The 17100-nt window shown below is 72.2% G+C and carries 14 protein-coding genes; 4 read left to right on the forward strand and 10 right to left on the reverse strand.

The window, feature by feature from the left end:
- Window positions 1-3: 3 nt before the first annotated feature.
- Window positions 4-186, forward strand: a complete 183-nt coding sequence (locus AC5RWQ_RS03090) for a hypothetical protein (RefSeq protein ID WP_494281225.1) — start codon at window positions 4-6, stop codon at window positions 184-186.
- Here AC5RWQ_RS03090 and ccsB read toward each other — a convergent pair.
- The 6 genes from ccsB to hemL are packed head-to-tail and all read right to left on the reverse strand — an operon-like array spanning window position 179 to window position 6235.
- On the reverse strand, window positions 179-1165 hold the full coding sequence (gene ccsB, locus AC5RWQ_RS03095) for a c-type cytochrome biogenesis protein CcsB (protein ID WP_494281226.1): 987 nt from the start codon (window positions 1163-1165) through the stop codon (window positions 179-181). The two genes, AC5RWQ_RS03090 and ccsB, sit on opposite strands and share 8 nt — an antisense overlap.
- Complete coding sequence (gene resB, locus AC5RWQ_RS03100; RefSeq protein ID WP_494281227.1) at window positions 1165-2781, reverse strand: cytochrome c biogenesis protein ResB; 1617 nt, start codon at window positions 2779-2781, stop codon at window positions 1165-1167. Before resB ends, ccsB begins: the two co-directional genes overlap by 1 nt.
- The gene (locus AC5RWQ_RS03105; protein ID WP_494281228.1) at window positions 2781-3620 is read right to left on the reverse strand and encodes a cytochrome c biogenesis CcdA family protein; all 840 of its coding nucleotides are present in this window, start codon (window positions 3618-3620) and stop codon (window positions 2781-2783) included. The genes resB and AC5RWQ_RS03105 overlap by 1 nt, the downstream gene beginning before the upstream one ends.
- Entirely contained in the window at window positions 3620-4192 is a 573-nt protein-coding gene (locus AC5RWQ_RS03110) for a TlpA family protein disulfide reductase (RefSeq protein WP_494281229.1), read from the reverse strand. The genes AC5RWQ_RS03105 and AC5RWQ_RS03110 overlap by 1 nt, the downstream gene beginning before the upstream one ends.
- Window positions 4192-4839 (reverse strand): histidine phosphatase family protein, encoded by a 648-nt coding sequence (locus AC5RWQ_RS03115; RefSeq protein WP_494281230.1) that lies wholly within the window; start codon window positions 4837-4839, stop codon window positions 4192-4194. The genes AC5RWQ_RS03110 and AC5RWQ_RS03115 overlap by 1 nt, the downstream gene beginning before the upstream one ends.
- Before the next feature lie 55 nt (window positions 4840-4894).
- A complete protein-coding gene (gene hemL / locus AC5RWQ_RS03120) occupies window positions 4895-6235 on the reverse strand; it encodes a glutamate-1-semialdehyde 2,1-aminomutase (protein ID WP_494281231.1) in 1341 nt (446 codons plus the stop codon).
- 140 nt (window positions 6236-6375) lie between these two features.
- Here hemL and AC5RWQ_RS03125 point away from each other — a divergent pair, with 140 nt between their 5' ends.
- Complete coding sequence (locus AC5RWQ_RS03125; RefSeq protein ID WP_494281232.1) at window positions 6376-6708, forward strand: STAS domain-containing protein; 333 nt, start codon at window positions 6376-6378, stop codon at window positions 6706-6708.
- 27 nt (window positions 6709-6735) lie between these two features.
- Here AC5RWQ_RS03125 and AC5RWQ_RS03130 read toward each other — a convergent pair whose 3' ends face one another.
- Window positions 6736-8328 (reverse strand): ABC transporter permease, encoded by a 1593-nt coding sequence (locus AC5RWQ_RS03130; protein ID WP_494281233.1) that lies wholly within the window; start codon window positions 8326-8328, stop codon window positions 6736-6738.
- On the reverse strand, window positions 8325-9233 hold the full coding sequence (locus tag AC5RWQ_RS03135) for an ABC transporter ATP-binding protein (RefSeq protein WP_494281234.1): 909 nt from the start codon (window positions 9231-9233) through the stop codon (window positions 8325-8327). Before AC5RWQ_RS03135 ends, AC5RWQ_RS03130 begins: the two co-directional genes overlap by 4 nt.
- A 94-nt stretch (window positions 9234-9327) precedes the next feature.
- Between AC5RWQ_RS03135 and AC5RWQ_RS03140 the strand changes: the two genes are divergently transcribed.
- Window positions 9328-9837, forward strand: a complete 510-nt coding sequence (locus AC5RWQ_RS03140; protein ID WP_494281235.1) for a GbsR/MarR family transcriptional regulator — start codon at window positions 9328-9330, stop codon at window positions 9835-9837.
- Window positions 9838-9840: 3 nt separating this feature from the next.
- On the opposite strand, the gene AC5RWQ_RS03145 is transcribed toward AC5RWQ_RS03140, so the two are convergent.
- A complete protein-coding gene (locus tag AC5RWQ_RS03145; protein ID WP_494281236.1) occupies window positions 9841-10401 on the reverse strand; it encodes a response regulator in 561 nt (186 codons plus the stop codon).
- Window positions 10398-14768: a HAMP domain-containing protein gene (locus AC5RWQ_RS03150; protein ID WP_494281237.1), complete on the reverse strand. Its 4371-nt coding sequence runs from the start codon at window positions 14766-14768 to the stop codon at window positions 10398-10400. Before AC5RWQ_RS03150 ends, AC5RWQ_RS03145 begins: the two co-directional genes overlap by 4 nt.
- A 184-nt stretch (window positions 14769-14952) precedes the next feature.
- On the opposite strand from AC5RWQ_RS03150, the gene AC5RWQ_RS03155 reads away from it, so the two are divergent.
- Complete coding sequence (locus AC5RWQ_RS03155; RefSeq protein WP_494281238.1) at window positions 14953-17019, forward strand: SpoIIE family protein phosphatase; 2067 nt, start codon at window positions 14953-14955, stop codon at window positions 17017-17019.
- Window positions 17020-17100: the final 81 nt, after the last annotated feature.

The following is a 17100-nucleotide window of genomic DNA, read 5'->3' on the forward strand; positions in this document are numbered from 1 at the left end:
AAGGTGAGCCCGGACGGCCTCTCGCCCCTGCTCCAGGAGATCCGGGACGCCGTCGCCCGGGAGCTGCACGCCCAGCTCGCCCTGCGGGCCGAGCGGATCGACCTGGCCGACGTCCCGGAGATCGCCTACCAGGTCACCCTGCGAGTCGACCGGGTGCTGCGGACCAGGCCGGGGCCGGTCAGCTGACCCCGGCGTACGAGTGCAGGCCGGTGAAGAAGAAGTTGACCCCGAACAGGTTCATCAGCATGGTCAGGAAGCCGAGCACCGCGATCCAGGTGGCCACGTTGCGCTTCACGCTCGGCGTCGCCCGTGCGTGCAGGTAGCCGGCGTAGACCACCCAGGAGATGAACGCCCAGGTCTCCTTCGGGTCCCAGCCCCACGCCCGACCCCAGGCCGCCTCGGCCCAGATCGCCCCGGCGATCACCGCGAAGGTGAAGATCGGGAAGGCGAAGGCGTGCAGCGCGAAGGTCAGCCGCTCCAGGCCGGCCGCCGCGGGCAGCCGCCGGGCCAGCGTGTACGGGAAGCTCCGCTTGCCGGCCTCGTACCCGTTGCGCAGCAGGAACGCGGTGGCCGGCACCACGCCCAGCAGGAAGATGCCGGAGGCGAAGACGATCGTCGAGACGTGGATGACGAACCAGTACGACTGGAGTGCCGGCATCAGCGGCACCACCTGCACGTAGAGCTTCAGCTCGGCGAAGGCCAGCAGCAGCACCATGACCAGGGTCAGGAAGAGCCCGAGCCGGCGCAGCGCGGGGCGCTTCCAGAGCACCGCCAGCCAGGCCGCCGTCCCGATGAAGGTGACCGTCAGCACGAACTCGTACATGTTGCCCCAGGGCATCCGCTCGGCGGCGATGCCCCGGGTGACCAGCGCGCCCAGGTGCAGCGCGGCGGCCAGCGCGGTGACCCCGGTGGCGATCAGCCCGGCCAGCCGGGCCCGCTCCGCCGACCGACTGCGCCGGGTCTCGGCCGGGGCCGGGCCGGCGGACGCCTCGACGCCACCGGCGCCGCCCACGGCCCCGACGCCCGCACCCACCAGCTCGCGGGCCGGCGCGGCGGCCGACACGGCGCGGACGTTGCCGAGGGCGTACTCGACGGCGTGGCTGATCATCGCGACCAGGTACGCCAGGATCGCGAAGGTGACCAGCTGGTCGGAGACTGCGGACATCACTCGACTCCCTCTCGCGCCCGCCGGTCGGCCCGCCCACCGTCGCTGACCGCGGCGACCACCTGCGCGAACTCGTCGGCGAACCCTGGATGCTCGGTGCGCGGCAGCCCACCGGCCTCCACCAAGCTACTACCGCTCGTCGGAGATCCACTGTCGGGGGGCGTCACCCGGAACCAGACCCGCCGCCGGCGGGCGAAGAGCGAACCCATCAGGCCGGCCAGCAGCACCACGCAGGCAACGAGCATCAGCGTCTGGCCGGGGTCGTGCCGCACCGACAGCGTGACGTACGGCTTCGTGCCGAGGAACTCCAGCGTGCTGCCGTCGTCCAGGGTCCATTTCTCGCCGACGCCCAGCTTCGTGTTACCGACCTGCTTGAGCTTGCCGTTGGTCACCTGCCGCTGATCGAGCTCGTAGACCGAGCCGGGGATGCCGGCGTCCAACCCGAGGTTGCCCCGGTAGGCGATCAGCTGCACCGCCGGGTTCCGCTCCTCCGGCCAGATCGAGCGGTTGAACGGTGGGCTGTCCGGGGCGGTGGGCATGTAGATCGCGTCGAAGGCCACCTGCTGGTCCGGGGCGCGCTTACCGGTCTTCGGGTCGACGTTCGCGTCGGGGAAGGTGGCCACGCCCTCCTCGGTGACGTTGGCGTCCCCGGTGGTCAGGAAGGGCACCGTGCTGGTCTGGCTGCGGCCGTACCGGTCGGTGTACTTCAGGATCGGGGCGTACCCGTGGCCGAGCAGGTAGACGTTGGCCGAGCCGAGGCGCAGCGGCGAGTTGACCGAGAAGCCGGCCTGCCGGGTCGCGCCGTCCTGCTCGTCCACGGTCATCGTGGCCCAGAAACGCGAGGGCTGCCCGGACGGGAAGTACTTCGCCTCGAACCGGTCCAGGGTGAGGCAGAACGGCGGCAGGTCGGCGCTGTCCAGCCGGGGACCGAGGGTCGCCTCGGCGTACTGCTGCCGGGTGTTGCAGAAGGCGTTCTCCTCGCCGGCCACCAGCAGGCGGTTGCCGTGCCAGCCGTACCAGGAGCCGAGCATGACCCCGATCAGCACGGCGATCAGCGAGATGTGGAAGAGCAGGTTGCCGGTCTCCTTGAGGTAGCCCTTCTCGGCGGAGACCTCGTTGCCGCGGACCTCGACCCGCCACCGGCGGGCGCGCAGCACCGCGGCGATCGCCGCCGGGTCGGCGGCGGCCGGCGACTCCAGCACCGCGTGCTGCGGCAGCCGCTCCATCCGCTTCGGCGCGGCCGGCGGCCGGGACCGTAGCGCCCGCACGTGGTCCCGGACCCGGGGGATGATGCAGCCGACCAGCGAGGTGAAGAGCAGCAGGTAGATCGCGGAGAACCAGACCGAGCCGAAGACCTCGAAGGCGCCGATCCGGTCCAGCTTCGGGGCCAGGTCGGGATGGTCGACGAAGTACTGGTTCACCTTCTCCGGGTTCACCCCGCGCTGCGGCAGCACCGAGCCGGGGATGGCGGCGACCGCGAGCAGGAAGAGCAGCACCAGCGCGGTACGCATGCTGGTCAGCTGCCGCCACGAGTTGCGCAGCAGCGCCAGCACCGGGTTGGGCCGGCGGGGCGCCTCGGCGGGCGGGCTCGCCGGCCGGTCGTCCACGGTCGTCATCAGATGCTCACCTCGCCCACACCCACGGTCGACTGCAACCAGATCACGAAGTTCTGCCACCCACCGGTGACCAGCGCCAGGCCGATCAGGATCAGCAGGGCGCCGCCGATCCGGGTGACCCAGCGGCTGTTGCGTCGCACCGCGCGGAAGACCCCGAGCAGGCGGTGGAAGCCCAGCCCGAAGGCGACGAACGGTACCCCCAGCCCGACGCAGTACGCCACCGCCAGCACCACGGCCCGGTCGGTCTTGCCGGCCGCGGTGGCCATCCCGAGCACCGCGCCGAGGGTCGGGCCGGTGCAGGGCAGCCAACTCAGCGCGAAGACCGCGCCGAGGACCGGCGCGCCGAGCAGCCCCGCGGCGGGCAGCCGGTTGATCCGGAACTCCCGCTGCATGCCCGGCACCACGCCCAGGTAGCTGAGCCCGAGCAGCACGACCAGCGACCCGATGACGATCTCCAGGGTCCGCTCGTGGTCGAAGAAGACCCGGCCGAAGCTGGCGAAGAGGATCGCGGTGGCGGTGAAGACGACGGTGAACCCGGCGATGAAGAGCAGCGTCCCGGCGAGCACCCGGCCCTTGACCGCGGCGGCCGCCCGGGCGGGCGCGGTGGTGGCGACGGCCACCCCGCCGCCCGCAGCGCCGTCACCCGGCGCGGGGGGCGCCTCGGCCCGGGCCCGGCCCTCCAGGTCCGCGCCGGCCAGCCCGGTGACGTACGACAGGTAGCCCGGCATCAGCGGCAGCACGCACGGGGAGAGGAAGCTGACCAGCCCGGCGAGCGCCGCCGCGCCGATGGCCAGCAGCAGCGGGCCGGACTCGGCGAGCTGGCGGAAGGTCTCGCCCATCAGCGGGATCCGGTGTCCGGCTGCTCGGCGGCGACCTTCTCGACGAGCGGTTGCAGGCCGTCCTGCTTGACGGCGGCCCGGATCACCGTGGCGATCCGGCCCTCCCGGTCCAGCACGACGGTGGCGGGGGTGGTGTTCGGCGGGATGTCGAAGGCGAGCGCCAACCGGCTGGCCGGGTCGAAGAGGCTCGGGTAGCTGACCCGGCCCTCCTCAAACGCCTTCGCCTTGTCCCGCTGGTCCTGCACGTTGATGCCGAGGAACGTCACGCCCGAGCCCCGGGTGGCCTGGTAGGTGGCCTCCAGGTCGTCGGCCTCGGCCCGGCACGGCGCGCACCAGGAACCCCAGAAGTTGACCACGACGACCTGGCCGCGGGCCTGGGAGATGTCGTAGCTGCCGCCGGTGAGCAGCTCGCCGCTCACCTTCGGGGTCTTCGACCGCTGGTCCGGCGCGCACTCGATGATGCCGCCGTTGTTGGCGCAGCGGCTCTCCTCACTGCCGGAGGAGCAGCCGACCAGCGCCGTCGCGGCGGCGACGACGGCGAGCAGGGCGGCGACCGGCCTCCGGGTGAGCATCAGGCCCCCTTGGCCGTCCGAGCGGTCGGCGAGATGTTGACCAGGTGTGCGGCCGGCTCGGAGTAGCCGATCCCGGTCACCTTCGCGCCGTCGAAGTGGAAGGAGGTGAGGCTGGCCAGCCCGCACTGGCGGCGGCGCGGGTCGTGCCAGAGCCGCTTGCGCTCGACGTAACGCCGAAGCGTCCAGATGGGCAGCTGGTGGGAGACGAGCACCGCCTCGCGCCCCTCGGCGGCGACCCGGGCGGCGTGCACCGCGGCGAACATCCGCTCGGCGATGGCCACGTACGCCTCACCCCAGGACGGGGTCATCGGGTCGCGCAGCACCCACCAGTTGCGCGGGTCGCGGAACGAGCCGTCACCCGGGGAGACCTTCTTGCCCTCGAACCAGTTGGCGCTCTCGATCAGCCGCTCGTCCACCCCGACCGGGAGCCCGAACTGGGCGGCGATCGGCTCGGCGGTCTGCTGGGCGCGTTCCAGCGGGCTCGCCACCACGTGCACGACCTCCCGCTCGGCGACCGCCTGGGCGGCCGCCTTGGCCATCTGGACGCCCAGCTCGGAGAGGCGGAAACCAGGCAGCCGCCCGTAGAGGATCTGATCCGGGTTGTAGACCTCGCCGTGCCGCAGCACGTGGACCACCGTCTTGCTCACTGAGCCATCTCCGTTCGCGACTGCGGGGCTCGCAAACCCGGCTCACTCCTCGCGCTCACACCCCACCCCCCGTGGCGGCAGCCGCCGCGTTCGCCGCCGTCGGAAGCGCGGCGGAGATCTTTTCCAACGCGGCGTCGTCGATCGCCGCCGACACGAACCACGACTCGAACGCGCTCGGCGGCAGGTAGACGCCGGCGGCGAGCATCGCGTGGAAGAACGCCTTGAACGCGGGCACCTGCTGGGTGCGGGCGCTGTCGTAGTCGACCACGTCGGCGTCGGTGAAGAAGATCGAGAACATGCTGCCCGCGTACGACAGGCGGTGCGGGACCCCGGCGGCGGCCAGCGCGTCGGCGGCCAGCTTGCCCACGACGGCAGCCGTCTCGTCGAGCCTGCGGTAGAGCGCGTCGTCGGCGAGCCGGAGGGTGGCCAGGCCGGCGGCGCAGGCCAGCGGATTGCCGGAGAGCGTGCCGGCTTGGTAGACCGGGCCGGCCGGGGCCAGCTTTTCCATGATCTCCGTGCGTCCGCCGAACGCGGCGGCGGGCAGCCCACCGCCCATGACCTTGCCGTACGTCCAGAGATCGGCGTCGGACGGGTCGAGGCCGTGCCAGCCGGCGCGGGAGACCCGGAACCCGGTCATCACCTCGTCGACGATGAGCAGCGCGCCGTGCGCGTGCGCGATGGCGGCGAGCTGCTGGTTGAAGCCGTCGCGCGGGGCGACCACGCCCATGTTGCCGGCGGCGGCCTCGGTGATGACCGCGGCGATGTGCGGCCCCTCGGCGGCGAAGGCCGCCTCGACCGCGGTGATGTCGTTGTACGGCAGCACGATGGTGTCGCCCGCCGCCGCGCCGGTCACCCCGGGCGAGTCGGGCAGGCCGAGGGTGGCCACGCCGGAGCCGGCGGCGGCGAGCAGGGCGTCGGAGTGGCCGTGGTAGCAGCCGGAGAACTTGATGATCTTCGGCCGACCGGTGAAGCCGCGGGCCAGCCGGATCGCCGACATGGTCGCCTCGGTGCCCGAGTTGACCAGGCGCACCTGCTCGACCGGGGTCCGGTCGACGATCTCGGCGGCCAGTTCCACCTCACCCGGGGTGGGGGTGCCGAAGCTGGTGCCGCGCCCGGCGGCGTCCCGGATGGCCTCGACCACCTCGGGGTGGGCGTGGCCGAGGATCAGCGGGCCCCAGGAGCAGACCAGGTCGACGTAGCGCCGGCCGTCGGCGTCGTACAGCCAGGGCCCCTCCCCCCGGACCATGAAGCGGGGGGTGCCGCCGACGGCGCGGAAAGCGCGCACGGGGGAGTTCACCCCGCCCGGCACGATTGCCTTGGCGCGGTCGAACAGGGCCTCGGAGGCCGGCGCGTCGGCCGGGTAACGGCCGGATCCGGCGGAAAAGGTATCGGTCACGATGCCGCCATTGTGTCAGCGCCGGGGCGTTGATCCGCAGCCACCCCGGGGCGGGGTTACCAGACTCACGCCGCGCGCGGGCGGGCGGGCGGCTGACGTCTCACCGGGCCGGGCCGTCGAGATCGCGATAGGCTGACGCGGTGGATCGTGCCGAACTGTCCATCACGCTACACCGGACAGGCGACGAGGTCGTGCTTCGCCTGGCCGGTGAGATCGACATGCTCACCGCCGCCCAGCTGTCGACAGTCGTGAATGAAGTGCTCGCCGATCCCCCGCCCCGCATCGTGCTCGACATGGGTGGGGTCACCTTCTGCGACTCCCAGGGCCTGGGCACCCTGGTGGTGCTCAGCCGCAAGGCCAGCCACGCGCGGAGCCTGCTGGTGCTCAGCAACGTCGGCGACTTCCTGCTCCGCGTCCTGGACATCACCGGCCTCCGCTCCGCCCTGATGATCCGCAACGAAACCGCCTCCTGACCCGCCCCCCGCAGCGGGGAGGCGGGGTCAGGTGGTGGGGACGTCGCGGCGGCGGAAGGCGGTCAAACCGGCCAGCGCCAGCAGGAGGGCCAGGGCCGCCATGATGATCAGCGGGGCGGCCGTCCAGTGGCCGCCCAGCACCTGCGGGGTGTGGGTGAACGGGGAGACGTCCAGCAGCCACTGGCTCAGCTCCAGCACCGCGCCCAACTGACCGAGCAGCACGCAGACGGCCAGCACCGCCCAGGCCACCGGCGCGAGCCGGGGCAGCAGCCCGAAGAGCAGCACCGCGAGACCGGCCAGCACCCACGCCGCGGGCACCTGGGCCAGCGCGGCCCCGACCATCCGGGGCAGCTCGCGCGGCACGTCCTGGACGCTCAGCCCGTAGGTCAGGCCGGTCGCGAACCCGGTCACGGCGAGCACCACGAACGGCCCCAGCAGGGCGAACACCAGGTGCGACAGGAGCCAGCCGGACCGGCGCATCCCGGTGGCCAGCAGCGGCTCGGCCCGCCCGGCGGTCTCCTCCGACCGCATCCGCAGCGCCGCCTGAATGCCGTACCCGGCCGCGGCGAGGCCGGCCAGACTCAACGTCGCCCCGAGGTACGCCTCGGCCAGCCCCGAGGCGCCGCCCAGCCGGGCCATGATCTGCTCCAGCTCTCGGTTCCCCTCGACCGACCTGCCCGCGGCGTTCGCCGCCCCGCCCAGGATCAGCCCGAGCAGACCGAAGCCGACCGACCACCAGAGGATCTGCCCCCGGTGCAGGCGCCAGGCCAACCCGAACGGCCCGGCGAGGGCGCGACCCGCGGTGGCCGGCCCGAACCGGGGCGGCAGCAGGCCGGCGCCCAGGTCCCGGCGGACCGACAGCGGGTACGCGACCGCGGCGAGCAGCACGGTCGCCGCGACGGGCAACGCCAGCACCCACCAGCGCTCCCCCTCGTACGCGCGGATGCGGGGGGCCCAGCCGAGCGGGGAGAGCCAGCTCGGCCAGTCGTGGCTGGCGGTGTCCCCGAGGAGCCGGAGCCCGAAGGCCGCCCCGAGGACGGCGATCGCGATCCCCCGGGCGCCACCCGCGGTCTCGGTGAGCTGGGCGGCGAGCCCACCGACGGTGGCGAAGACGATGCCCACCAGCGCGGCCGAGAGCCCGTACGCCAGCGAGCCGCCCGCCGGCAGGCCGGTGGCGACCAGCCCGGCTGCGGTCAGCAGGCCGAGCAGCAGGTCGGCCGCGTACGTCACCAGCAGCGCGGCGGTGAGACCGGCGTACCGGCCGAGCACGGTGGCGCCGAGCAGTTCCCGGCGACCGGCCTCCTCCTCGGTGCGGGTGTGCCGGATGACGGTGAGCAGGCTGGCCAATCCGATGATCACCGACAGGAACCCGCCGCGCTGGGCGGTCAGCGCCCCGACGCTCTCGCCGTACACCGGGCCGAGCAGGGCGATGATGGACGGGTTGCGGGCGGTGCCGGCGGTGTACGCGGCCCGCTCGGCGGCCGACGGGAAGAGCTCGAAGTAGCTGGCCGCGTACGTCATCGGCAGCACGGCGAGCAGCAGTACCCAGATCGGCAGCAGGACGCGGTCCCGGCGCAGCATCAGCCGGACCAGGTGGCGGGTGCCGGCGAGGGTACTCATCGGGACGCCTCGGCGCGCTCGCCGGTGCTCTCGTAGTGCCGCAGGAACAGCTCCTCCAGCGTGGGCGGCTGGCTGACCAGACTGCGTACGCCGATACGGGTGAGCAGCCGCAGCGCGGCGTCCAGGGCGGTGGTGTCCACGTCGAAGCGGACCCGGTTGCCGTCCACCCGCAGGTCGTGCACGCCGGCGAGGTCGGCGAGGCCGTCCACCGGGCCGGCGATCTCCGCGTCGATGGCCGTGCGGTGCAGGTGGCGCAGCTCGGTCAGGGTGCCGGTCTCGACGTCGCGGCCGTTGCGGATGATCGTCACCCGGTCGCAGAGCGCCTCGACCTCGGCGAGGATGTGGCTGGAGAGCAGCACCGTCCGGCCGTCCCGCTTGGCCCGGCCCACCCAGTGCTGGAAGACCTCCTCCATGAGGGGGTCGAGCCCGGAGGTGGGCTCGTCGAGGATGAGCAGCTCGACGTCGGAGGCGAGGGCGGCGACCAGGCCGACCTTCTGCCGGTTGCCCTTGGAGTAGGCCCGGCCCTTCTTGCGCGGGTCGAGTTCGAACGACTCCAGCAGCTCGGCCCGGCGCTTCGGGTCGAGGCCACCGCGCATCCGGCCGAGCAGGTCGATCACCTCCCCGCCGGAGAGCTGGGGCCAGAGGGTGACGTCGCCGGGGACGTACGCCAGCCGGCGGTGCAGCGCGACCGCGTCCCGCCACGGGTCGCCACCGAGCAGTCGGACGGCCCCCGCGTCCGCCCGCAGCAGCCCGAGCAGCACCCGGATGGTGGTCGACTTCCCGGAGCCGTTGGGGCCGAGGAAGCCGTGCACCTCGCCGGCGCGGACGGTGAGGTCGAGGCCGTCGAGCGCCGTGGTCCGGCCGAAGGTCTTGACCAGGCCGGTCACCTCGATGGGAGTTTCCATGTATCGGAAGCTACACTCGTTTCACAAAGTTGTGAAGACTGTGAGACCTGAGGCACGATCGCCTTCCCGACCCGCAGACGAGGAGCCCACACCGATGCCTGACGACCGCCGGCCCACCCCCGACGAGGACGAGGTTCACCTCTTCGTCGAGCGGATGGCGATGGCCTTCGCGGACGTCGGGTTCCCCCGGATGGCCGCCCGGGTGCTCTTCGCCGTGATGAGCGCCGACGACCCGCTCACCGCCGCCGAGATCGGCGACCGGCTCGGGGTCAGCGCCGCGGCCGTCTCCGGCGCGGTCCGCTACCTCACCCAGTTCGGCATGCTCGTCCGCGAGCCGGTGAAAGGATCCCGGCGGGACCGCTACCGGATGCCCGACAACCCCTGGTACGAGGCGACGGTGACCAAGACCGGCCTCTACAAGAACTTCATCGACATCTCGACCGCCGGCGTCGAGGCGCTGCACGGCCCGGCCACCCCCGGCGGCCAGCGGGTCGCCGAGATGCGCGACTTCTTCCTCTTCGTCCAAGAGGAGATCGACTCCCTGGGTGAACGCTGGCGCGCCCGCCGGGCCGCCGCCGGCCACCACCGCCGCAGCGACCCCTGACGGTCAGGGGGTGGTGTTGCCCCAGCGAGCCTGCTCCAGGATCTCCAGCGCGCGGTCCTGGGCGACAGGGTCGTCGCCGATCCGCAGCAGCGTCGTCGCCTCGTCCACCGCGTCGGTGAGCACCCGCCACTGGGCGTCCCGCTCCCGCACCACGTCGGACTGGGCGGCCAACTGCCGGGTCTTCACCCACAGCTCCACGAAGACCGACACCTTCGCCCGCAGCACCCACGGGTCGAACGGCTTGGTCAGGTAGTCCACCGCGCCCACCGCGTAGCCGCGCAGCGCCAGCTGGGCGTCCTTGTCGGCCGCGGTCAGGAAGATGATCGGCACGTGCCGCGTCCGCTCCCGCCGCTTGATGTGGCTGGCGGTCTCGAAGCCGTCCATGTCGGGCATCTGCGCGTCCAGCAGGATGACGGCGAAGTCGTCCACCAGCAGCTGCTTCAACGCCGCCTCGCCGCTCTCCACGGCGACGGACTGCACCGGAAGCCCCTGGAGGATGGCCTCCAGGGCCATCAGGTTCTCCCGCCGGTCGTCCACCAGCAGCGCCTTGGCCATCTGCGTCACGAATTCTCCTCGCCTCGGCTGCCGCTGATCCAGGACGCCATCCGCTCGATCAGCTCGTCCAGGTCCACCGGCTTGGTGATGTAGTCACTACCCCCGGCCGCCAGCGCCGACTCACGGTCGCCGGGCATCGCCTTCGCCGTCAGGAAGACGATCGGCAGGTCCGCGAAGCGGTGGTTGCGCCGGATCTGCCGGGTGGTCTCGTACCCGTCCTGGTCGGGCATCATCGCGTCCATCAGCACGATGTCCACCTCCGGATGCTCGGCCAGCAGGCGGACACCGTCCGCCCCGTTGTCCGAGTACAGCACGGTCATCCCGTGCAGTTCCAATGCGCTGGTCAGGGCGAAGACGTTGCGCACGTCGTCGTCCACGATCAGCACGGTGGCGCCGTCCAGCTGCCGGGTCACCGGCGCCTCCGGTGCCGCCGGCAGCAGCTCCATCGGGGGCATCAGCAGCGACGACGGCAGGCCCGCGCGCTGCGGCGACGGCGCCTGCGGCGCCACCACCGAATCCGGCGCCAGCACATCGGGTACGAAGAGGGTGAAGGTCGAACCCTGCCCCGGCGCGGACGACACCGTGATCGAACCGCCGATCAGGCGGGCCAGGTCCCGGCTGATCGACAGCCCCAGCCCGGTGCCGCCGTAGCGGCGGCTGGTGGTGCCGTCGGCCTGCTGGAACGCCTCGAAGATGAGCGACAGCTTGTCGTCGGAGATGCCGATGCCGGTGTCGATCACCGTGAAGGCGATCACCTGCCGGGCGTTGGTCAGCGCCGGCACGTCGAAGACGGCGTTCTCCGGCGCCGGGGCGATCCGCAGGGTGACAGCGCCGTTGTCGGTGAACTTCACCGCGTTGGAGAGCAGGTTGCGCAGGATCTGCTGCAACCGCTGGGCGTCCGTGACGAGCGCCGGCGGCAGCTCCTTGGCCACCCGTACCTGGAAGTCCAGGCCCTTCTCCTCCGCCTGCGGGGCGAACGCCTGCTCGACGTAGCCGCGGATCTCGGCGAACCGGATCTCGGTGGGCTCGACGTCCATCCGGCCCGCCTCGATCTTGGACAGGTCCAGGATGTCGTCGATCAGCGAGAGCAGGTCGGAGCCGGCGCTGTGGATCGTGCGGGCGAACTCGATCTGCTTGCGGGTGAGGTTCTGCTCCGAGTTCTCGGCCAGCAGGCGGGCCAGCAGCAGCAGCGAGTTCAGCGGCGTCCGCAGCTCGTGGCTCATGTTCGCCAGGAACTCCGACTTGTACGCCGACGCCCGGGTGAGCTGCTGGGCCTTCTCCTCCAGGCCGAGCCGGGCCAGCTCGATCTCCCGGTTCTTGGTCTCGATGTTGCCCTTCTGCTCCGAGAGCAGCTTCGCCTTGTCCTCCAGCTCGGCGTTGGTGCGCTGCAACTCCGCCGACTGGTCCTGGAGCTCCAGAGCGAGCCGCTGCGACTGTGCCAGCAGCTCCTCCGTACGCCGGTTGGCCTGGATGGTGTTGACGGCGATGCCGATGGTGAGCACCAGCCGCTCCAGGAACTGCAGGTGCAGCCCGGAGAAGCGGGCCACACTGGCGAACTCGATCACCCCGAGCTGCTCGCCCTCGAAGAGGACGGGGAGCACCACCAGGTCGGCCGGGGGCGTCTCCGCCAGCCCCGAGCGCAGCGCGATCCGCCCGTCGGGCAGCGCGTTCAGCCGGATCGTGCGGCGCGACAGCGCGGCCTGCCCGACCAGCCCCTCACCGGGGCCGAAGGTGACGTCGTGACCCCGGGCCACGTACCCGTACGAGGCGGTGAGCCGCAGCCGCATCACGCCCTCCGAGGTGTCCGCCAGGAAGAACGCGCCGAGCTGCGCGTCGACCAGCGGGGTGACCTCCATCATGATCATGCGGCAGACCTCGCCGAGGTCCCGCTGGCCCTGGAGCAGGCCGCCGATCCGGGCCAGGTTGGAGTCCAGCCAGCCCTGCTCGGCGTTCTTCTTGGTCGTCTCCCGGAGGGTGACGATCATCTGGTTGATGTTGTCCTTGAGCTCGGCGACCTCGCCCTGCGCCTTGACCGCGATCCGCTGGGTCAGGTCGCCGCGGGTCACCGAGGTGGAGACCTGGGCGATCGCCCGCAGCTGGGTGGTCAGGGTCGAGGCGAGCTGGTTGACGTTCTCCGTCAGGTCCCGCCAGGTGCCGGAGACACCCTTCACCTGCGCCTGACCGCCCAGCTTGCCCTCGATGCCCACCTCGCGGGCCACCCGGGTGACCTCGTCGGCGAACGAGGAGAGCTGGTCGACCATCGTGTTGACCGTCGACTTCAGCTCCAGGATCTCGCCCTGCGCGTCGACGGTGATCTTCTGGCTCAGGTCGCCCTTGGCCACCGCCGTGGTGACCGAGGCGATGTTGCGCACCTGCGACGTCAGGTTCGACGCCATCGAGTTCACGTTGTCGGTCAGGTCCCGCCAGGTGCCGGAGACACCCTTCACCTGCGCCTGACCGCCCAGCTTGCCCTCGGTACCCACCTCGCGGGCCACCCGGGTCACCTCGTCGGCGAACGACGAGAGCTGGTCGACCATCGTGTTGACCGTCGACTTCAGCTCCAGGATCTCGCCCCGGGCGTCCACGGTGATCTTCTGCGACAGGTCACCCTTGGCCACCGCGGTGGAGACCTGGGCGATGTTCCGCACCTGGGCGGTCAGGTTCGAGGCCATCGAGTTCACGTTGTCGGTGAGGTCGCGCCAGGTGCCGGCCACGCCGCGCACCTGGGCCTGACCGCCGAGCTTGCCCTCGGTACCCACCTCGCGGGCCACCCGGGTCACCTCGTCGGCGAACGAGGAGAGCTGGTCGACCATCGTGTTGACCGTCGACTTCAGCTCCAGGATCTCGCCCCGGGCGTCCACGGTGATCTTCTGCGACAGGTCACCCTTGGCCACCGCCGTGGTGACCGAGGCGATGTTGCGCACCTGCGACGTCAGGTTCGACGCCATGGAGTTCACGTTGTCGGTCAGGTCCCGCCAGGTCCCCGAGACACCCTTCACCTGCGCCTGACCGCCCAGCTTGCCCTCGGTACCCACCTCACGGGCCACCCGGGTCACCTCGTCGGCGAACGACGAGAGCTGGTCGACCATCGTGTTGACGGTGTTCTTCAGCTCCAGGATCTCGCCCTGCGCGTCCACGGTGATCTTCTGCGACAGGTCACCCTTCGCGACCGCCGTCGACACCTGGGAGATGTTGCGGACCTGGCTGGTCAGGTTGCCGGCGAGCTGGTTGACGTTCTCCGTCAGGTCCCGCCAGGTGCCGGAGACCCCCCGGACCTGGGCCTGACCGCCCAGCTTGCCCTCGATGCCCACCTCACGGGCCACCCGGGTCACCTCGTCGGCGAACGACGAGAGCTGGTCGACCATCGTGTTGACGGTGTCCTTCAGCTCCAGGATCTCGCCCTGCGCGGCCACCGTGATCTTCTGGCTCAGGTCACCCCGGGCGACCGCCGTGGAGACCTGGGCGATGTTGCGGACCTGGCTGGTCAGGTTCGACGCCATCGAGTTGACGCTGTCGGTCAGGTCCTTCCAGGTGCCGGCGACGTTCGGCACCTCCGCCTGGCCGCCGAGCTTGCCCTCGGTGCCCACCTCGCGGGCCACCCGGGTCACCTGCTCGGCGAAGAGCCGCAGGGTGTCGGTGAGCGAGTTGAAGGTGTGCGCCAGCTCGGCCACCTCGCCCTTGGCCGACACGGTGATCTTCTGGGACAGGTCGCCCTTGGCCACCGCCGTGGCCACCTGCGAGATCGACCGCACCTGGTACGTCAGGTTCGACGCCATGGTGTTCACCGAGTCGGTCAGGTCCTTCCAGGTGCCGGCGACGCCCCGCACGTCCGCCTGGCCGCCCAACTTGCCCTCGGTGCCTACCTCGCGGGCCACCCGGGTCACCTCGTTGGAGAAGGACGAGAGCTGGTCGACCATCGTGTTGACGGTGCGGCCGATGCGCAGGAACTCACCGCGCAGCGGGCGACCGTCGATCTCCAGCGCCATGTGCTGGGAGAGGTCGCCGTCGGCCACCGCCATGATCACCCGGGCGATCTCGGTGGTGGGTCGGCCCAGGTCGTCGATCAGCGAGTTGACCGCCCGCTGCCCCTCGGCCCAGGAGCCGTCCAGCCCCTCCTCGTCGAGCCGCTCGGTCAGCCGACCGTCCCGGCCGACGATCCGGCTGATCCGACGCAGGTCGAGATGCTGGCGCTCCTGCAGCGCCACCACGTCGTTGAAGGCGTCCGCCACCTCACCGGCCGCGCCCGCCCGCCGGGGCAGCCGGACCTTGAACTCGCCATGACGGACCCGCCGCAACGCCTCCGCCAGCTCGACCAGGAGCGCGTCGTGCTCGGAAGCGGACGGATCAGCGGTCACCGACTGTTTCGCTGTCATCATTCCTCGCTCGCCTCGGGCCTCCGGCGCGTGGCCGACACGCCTCCATCCCATCATTGTGCCCGGGCCGGTGTCGACGCCACGGACGCGCGGTGCGGCGGCGACACGCGAGGTGGCGACCCCGGTGGGCGGGTGAGGCCGCCCCGTCCGGCTTGGCACCCGGCCGGCGGCGGTGGAGGATACGAGGGTGTCGGCGGAGGCAGGACCCGCGGTCGAGGCGGGTCAGGACGAGCACGTCCGGCGGGTACGGCTGCCCGCAGACCGGCGTACCCCCGCCGCCGCCCGGGCCCTGGTCCGCTCGGTGCTCGCCGAGGCCGAGCTGGACGACCTGCTCAACGAGGCGCTGCTGCTGACCACCGAACTCTCCACCAACGCCGTGGAGCACGCCGGCACCGACCTGGACATCGAGGTCGTCGCCGACCGGATCGGCCTCACAGTCACCGTCTCCGACTTCGCCTCCGGGCCGGTCGACGAGCTGATGGTGGGGGTCCGCAACGACACCGAGGAGATCGACGAGGTCTCCGAGCGCGGGCGCGGGCTGCTGCTGGTGGACCACTTCGCCAGCCGGTGGGGGACGACGTACCTGCCCAGCGGCAAGGGCGTCTGGTTCCGGCTGGACCGGAACGGCATCGACGCGGACGACCCGGCCGCGCCGCCGCAGGCCTCCGCCGCTGGCGGCGAGGGGGCACCGGCCACCTCGGCGCCGAGCGCCGCCGCGATGAGCGAGCTGACCCAGACCAGCCCCGACCCGTACGCCGACGACCCGCTGCCCGACTTCGCCACCGACCTGCTCAGCCGGGTCGCCGAGATGGTGGGGGCGGCCGGCGGCGTGATCCGGCTGGACCGGGGCGACGGGCAGGGGCCGCAGGCGCTCGCCCGGTACGGCCGCCACCCCCGCCCCGGCAACGAGCTGCTCCAGGTGCCGCTGGCCGTGCACCGGCCGTACGCCGGGGAGCTGGAGCTGGACGCGGCGCCCTCGGCGTACGCCCGGCCGCTCGCCGTGCTCGCCGCTGAGCGGCTGTCGCTGCACCTGGAGAACGACCGGTTGCGCCGGACGGACGTCCGCCGGCAGGCCTGGCTGACCTTCCTCGCCGAGGCGAGCGAACTGCTCGCCCAGTCGCTCGACGTCGACCTGACCATGGCGTTGATCCCGCAGCTGGTGGTGCCCCGGCTCGGCCAGTGGTGCGCGGTGCACACCACCGACGAGTGGGGCCGGCTGCGGCTGGCGGCGAGCAGCCACGCCGACGAGGCGGTGCTGCCCCAGCTGCACAAGGTGCTCCAGGAGACCGGCCCGGACTCGGTCCAGGCCCGGCTGCGCGAGGCGTCCCGCAGCGCGTCGCAGGTGCCGCTCGGCGGGCCGATGGAGGGTTTCGCGGTCCCGCTGATCGCCCGCGGCCAACGGCTCGGCACCCTGGCCGTCGGCCGGCACCAGGGGCACCGGCACGACCCGGACGAGGTCGCGGTGCTGGAGGACGTGGCCCGCCGGGCGGCGCTGGCGATCGAGAACGCCCGGATCCACGCCGAGCGCCGCCGGGTCGCGCAGACCCTCCAGCAGTCGCTGCTGCCGCCGGTGCTCCCGGTGGTCGAGGGCATCGGCTTCGCCGCCGAGTACGTGCCGACCGGCGACGACGCCGAGGTCGGCGGCGACTTCTACGACGTGGTCCCGCTGCCCGACGGCCGCTGGCTGGTGGTGATCGGGGACGTCTCCGGCAAGGGGGTGCAGGCGGCGGCGGTCACCGGCCTGGTCCGGGACGTGATCCGGGTGCTCGTCGGGGACGGCAAGCCGCTGCCCGAGGCGCTCGCCCGACTGAACGAGACGCTGGTCGAGCGGGGCGGCGGTCGGTACTGCACGCTGGCCCTGGCGGCGGTCGGCCAGGGCGCGGGCGGCCAGCTCGACGTCTCGCTGCACCTGGCCGGGCACGACCGTCCGGTGCTGCTGCGCGGTGGCGGCGGAGCCGCCTTCGTCGGCGCCGGTGGCACCGCGCTGGGCCTGCTCGACTCGATCTCCTCGCCGACGGCGGAGATTCCGCTCGGGCCGGGCGACTCGCTGATCTTCTATACCGACGGGGTGACCGAGCGTCGGCGCGGCCGCGAGCTGTTCGGCACCGAGCGCCTGCGCGACGCGGCCGCCCCGCTGGCCGGGTACTCGGCCGACGTGGTGGCGGCGCGACTACGGTCTACCGCGATCAACTTCTCGGTGGAGTCGCCCAGGGACGACATCGCCATCCTCGTGCTGCGCAACGACGCGGTCTGAGTTCCGCCACCCGCGTCGGCGGCCCGTGGGCGTCAGCCGCGGGACGGGCGGCAGGCAGGCTTCCGTGTCGCGGGCGGCGAC

This window comes from Micromonospora sp. BS32, assembly GCF_059089345.1.

Bases quoted from the DNA above. Each gene is read 5' to 3' on its own strand.
- AC5RWQ_RS03140 (WP_494281235.1), top strand. From the start codon at position 9,328: ATGCCTGACGACCGCCGGCCCACCCCCGACGAGGACGAGGTTCACCTC.
- AC5RWQ_RS03105 (WP_494281228.1), bottom strand. From the start codon at position 3,620: ATGGGCGAGACCTTCCGCCAGCTCGCCGAGTCCGGCCCGCTGCTGCTG.
- AC5RWQ_RS03130 (WP_494281233.1), bottom strand. From the start codon at position 8,328: ATGAGTACCCTCGCCGGCACCCGCCACCTGGTCCGGCTGATGCTGCGC.
- resB (WP_494281227.1), bottom strand. From the start codon at position 2,781: ATGACGACCGTGGACGACCGGCCGGCGAGCCCGCCCGCCGAGGCGCCC.
- AC5RWQ_RS03150 (WP_494281237.1), bottom strand. From the start codon at position 14,768: ATGATGACAGCGAAACAGTCGGTGACCGCTGATCCGTCCGCTTCCGAG.
- AC5RWQ_RS03110 (WP_494281229.1), bottom strand. From the start codon at position 4,192: ATGCTCACCCGGAGGCCGGTCGCCGCCCTGCTCGCCGTCGTCGCCGCC.
- AC5RWQ_RS03135 (WP_494281234.1), bottom strand. From the start codon at position 9,233: ATGGAAACTCCCATCGAGGTGACCGGCCTGGTCAAGACCTTCGGCCGG.
- ccsB (WP_494281226.1), bottom strand. From the start codon at position 1,165: ATGTCCGCAGTCTCCGACCAGCTGGTCACCTTCGCGATCCTGGCGTAC.